At 71.7% G+C, this 3,896-nt stretch carries 4 protein-coding genes; 1 reads left to right on the plus strand and 3 read right to left on the minus strand.

Translation table 11 applies throughout. The annotated features are described in order from the left end of the window. Together DKT69_RS36125 and lpdA are read right to left on the minus strand one after the other, a co-directional pair. A partial coding sequence (locus DKT69_RS36125; RefSeq protein WP_304598707.1) for a biotin/lipoyl-containing protein occupies window positions 1-680 on the minus strand: 680 nt, incomplete at its 3' end. A gap of 67 nt (window positions 681-747) precedes the next feature. Beyond that, window positions 748-2,175, minus strand: a complete 1,428-nt coding sequence (lpdA, locus tag DKT69_RS36130) for a dihydrolipoyl dehydrogenase (protein ID WP_201750037.1) — start codon at window positions 2,173-2,175, stop codon at window positions 748-750. A 142-nt stretch (window positions 2,176-2,317) separates the two neighbouring features. On the opposite strand from lpdA, the gene DKT69_RS36135 reads away from it, so the two are divergent. Next, complete coding sequence (locus DKT69_RS36135) at window positions 2,318-2,647, plus strand: hypothetical protein (RefSeq protein WP_109805840.1); 330 nt, start codon at window positions 2,318-2,320, stop codon at window positions 2,645-2,647. Window positions 2,648-2,710: 63 nt separating this feature from the next. Here DKT69_RS36135 and DKT69_RS36140 read toward each other — a convergent pair. Next, window positions 2,711-3,896, minus strand: a 1,186-nt coding sequence (locus tag DKT69_RS36140) for a leucyl aminopeptidase (RefSeq protein ID WP_109805841.1), incomplete at its 5' end; no start/stop codon positions are given.

The raw sequence follows: 3,896 nt of genomic DNA on the forward strand, positions 1-3,896 counted from the left end.
ACCCCGGGCCTGTCGTACAACGAGCCGGCGGCCGAGGCGGCGCCGGCGGCGCCGATGATCGCCAGGTCGGCACCGACCTCGGCGGTCTCGTCCTCGGCGACCTTGATCTCCAGCACGGTGCCGGCCACCGGCGAGGGGATCTCGGTGTCGACCTTGTCGGTGGAGACCTCCAGCAGCGGCTCGTCCACCTCGACCGTCTCGCCGACCTGCTTGAGCCAGCGGGTGACCGTACCCTCGGTGACGCTCTCACCCAGGGCCGGCATCTTCACCGGGGTGCCCTCGCCCGACGGCGCCGGGGCGGCCTGGGCCTGCGGCTGCTCCGGGGCGGGCTGCTCCCGCTCGGGCTCGGGACCCGCGCCCTCGGCGGCGGCCGTCGGCTCGGCGGCCGGCTCAGCCTGCTCGGCCGGGGCCTCCTGCGGGGCGGCCGCGCCGGCCTCCTCGCCCTCACCCGCGATGACGGCCAGCTCACTGCCGACCTCGGCGGTCTCGTCCTCACCGACCACGATGCGGCTCAGCACGCCCGCCGCGGGCGACGGGATCTCGGTGTCGACCTTGTCGGTCGAGACCTCGAGCAGCGGCTCGTCGACCTCGACGGTGTCGCCCTCCTGCTTGAGCCAGCGCGTGACGGTGCCCTCGGTGACGCTCTCGCCGAGCCGGGGCATGGTGACCGATACCGGCATGTTCTCCAGACTCCTTCATTCCCCTGGTGGGATCATCGCCCGTCGCCGGACGCCGCGGTTGTCGTGATCAGGCGTGCGAGTGCAGCGGCTTGCCGGCGAGGGCCATGTGCGCCTCGCCCAGGGCCTCGGTCTGCGTGGGGTGGGCATGGATGAGCTGCGCCACCTCGGCCGGGTACGCCTCCCAGTTGTAGATGAGCTGCGCCTCGCCGACCAGCTCGCCCACCCGGGCGCCGACCATGTGCACGCCGACCACCGGACCGTCCTCCAGGCGGACCAGCTTCACGAAGCCGGCCGTCTTGAGGATCTGGCTCTTGCCGTTGCCACCGAGGTTGTAGTTGTAGGTCTTGACCTTGTCGCCGTACTGCTCCTTGGCCTTCGCCTCGGTCAGGCCGACCGACGCCAGCTCCGGGTCGGAGTAGGTGACCCGCGGGATGCCCGCCTCGTCGATCACGGCCGGGTTCTGGCCGGCGATCTCCTCGGCGACGAAGATGCCCTGCTGGAAGCCGCGGTGGGCGAGCTGGAGGCCGGGCACGATGTCGCCGACGGCGTAGACGTTCGGCACGCTGGTGCGCAGCCGCTCGTCGGTCAGCACGTAGCCGCGGTCCATCTTGACCCCCTGCTCCTCGTATCCGAGGCTGGCGGTGTTCGGGCCGCGACCGACGGCGACCAGCAGCAGCTCGGCCTCGACGGTCTCCCCGCCGGAAATCGTCAGCTTGACGCCGTTGTCGGTCTTCTCGACCTTCTCGAACGGCTTGCCGACCTTGAAGTTGATCTTACGCTTGCGGAAGGCCCGCTCCAGCGCCTTCGACGACTCCTCGTCCTCGGCGGCGACCAGGCGGGGCAGCGCCTCGACGATCGTCACGTCCACGCCGAAGGACTTCCACACGCTGGCGAACTCGACGCCGATCACGCCGCCGCCCAGCACGATCACCGAGGACGGGACCCGGTCCAGGGTCAGCGCGTGGTCGCTGGTGATGATCCGCTCGCCGTCGATCTCCAGGCCGGGCAGGCTCTTCGCGTACGAGCCGGAGGCCAGGATGACGTTGCGGCCGGTGTAGCGCTTGCCGTCCACCTCGACGACGTTCTTGCCGACCAGCTTGCCGGCGCCCGCCACGAAGGTGATGTTCTTGGCGCCGCCGACCAGGCCCTGCAGGCCCTTGTACAGCCGGGAGATCACGCCGTCCTTGTACGAGTTGACCGCCGCCATGTCGATGCCGACCAGCTCGGCCTTGACGCCGAACTGCTCCGACTCCCGGGTCTGGTCGGCGATCTCCGCAGCGTGCAGCAGCGCCTTGGTGGGAATGCAGCCGTTGTGCAGGCAGGTGCCGCCGAGCTTGCCCTTCTCGATCAGCGCGACGGAGAGATCCAGCTGGGCGGCACGCAGCGCCGCCGCGTAGCCGCCGCTGCCACCTCCGAGAATGACGATGTCGAAGGTCGCTTCGTTCGGCTCGCTCACGTCCAACTCCCAGGTCGCGTCGCTGCATCGGGGGGTCACGGCGGGGGTGACACGGACAGACCCCACCTCGGTCATCTTGTCACTCCGACCTCGAGGGCGCGTACTGAGGTGCCCAACGACACGTCGCGGACACGTACTCTTGGCACCGTCTTCGATGGTGCACGGGGGAGGAGAAGGTCCGGTGGGGTTGTTCCGTCGACGGAAGCGGACGAGCGTGGCGAGCCGCGACCGGGGTGCCGACCGCGCCGACCTGGACCATCTGGAGAACTTCGTCCGGACCCGGCGGGGGGTCGAGGCGTACATCGAGCCGCGGACCACGGTCACCGAGACCACCGTCATGCTGATCGCCGACGACGGCGAATGGACCCGGCGGCGGATCGACGGCCCGGAGGGCGCCCGCCGCTTCGCCCACCGGCTGGCCATCCCGATCTACGACGTCCGCCTGATGGGCTACCCGCAACGCATGCGCGACTACAACGAACGCCGCAAGCGCCGCCCCGAGCTGTTCTGAGGCCTGGAACGCGGACGGGGCGCCCCCGCGCAGGGGGCGCCCCGTCATGCCGTCCGGTACCCGTCAGCCGTTGGCGGCGACGTCCTCGACCAGGTGCACCAGGGTGCGGACCGGGACGCCGGTGCCGCCCTTGGTCAGGTAGCCGGTGGCCTCGCCGGAGTGGTAACCCGGCCCGGCGATGTCGATGTGCGCCCAGGCGACCTCGTCGGTGACGAACTCGCGCAGGAAGACGCCGCCCTGGAGCATGTGACCGGCCCGGTCCATCCCGGCGTTGACCTGGGAGATGTCCGCGACGTCGGAGTCCATGCCCTTGCGGACGTCGTCCGGCAGCGGCATCGGCCAGGCCGGCTCGCCGGTCGCCTCGCCGGCCACCTTGACCCGCTCGCACAGCTCCGGGGTGCCCATCACGCCGGCGATCCGCTTGCCCAGCGAGATCACCTGGCCGCCGGTGAGCGTGGAGGTCTCGAAGAGGTAGTCGGTGCCGTCCTCGCAGGCCCGCGCGATGGCGTCGGCGAGGATCATCCGGCCCTCGGCGTCGGTGTTGAGCACCTCGACCATCTTGCCGTTGTACATGCTGATCACGTCGCCCGGCCGGTAGCTGGTGCCCGACGGCATGTTCTCCGCCATCGGCAGGTACCCGGTCACCGCCACCGCGGGCTTGAGCGCCGCGATCGCCAGCATCGCGGCGCCGACCGCCGCCGCGCCGGCCATGTCGGACTTCATCTCCCACATGCCCTGCGCCGGCTTGATCGAGATGCCGCCGGTGTCGAAGGTGATGCCCTTGCCGACCAGCGCCACCCGCTTGCCGGAGCCACCGCCCTCCGGGGTGTAGGTCAGCTTCACCAGCCGCGGCGGGGCCTCCGAGCCCTGCCCGACCGCCATGATGCCGCCGTACCCGCCGGCCGCCAGGGCCGCCTCGTCCAGCACCTCGACGCCGAGGCCGGCGTCCCGGGCGGCGCTCGCCACCGCGTCGGCGAACGACGGGGGTCGCAGCTCGTTCGGGGCGGTGTTCACCCAGTCGCGGCTGAGCCGGACCGCGCCGGCCACCGTCTGCGCCCGGGCGATCTCCGCCCGGGCGGTCGCGTCGCCGGCGTCCGGCACCGCGACCAGCACCTCGGCCACCGGCTCCCGCCGGGCCGGCTGCGGCTTCGTCTTGTACCCGGCGAACCGGTACCCACCGAGCAGCGCGCCCTCGGCGACCGCGCGCACCGCGGCCGGGGCGTCGGCGTCGTCCGGCAGCTGCAGCGCC

This window comes from Micromonospora sicca, from assembly GCF_003172935.1.
In the GTDB taxonomy this organism is placed as follows: domain Bacteria; phylum Actinomycetota; class Actinomycetes; order Mycobacteriales; family Micromonosporaceae; genus Micromonospora; species Micromonospora sicca.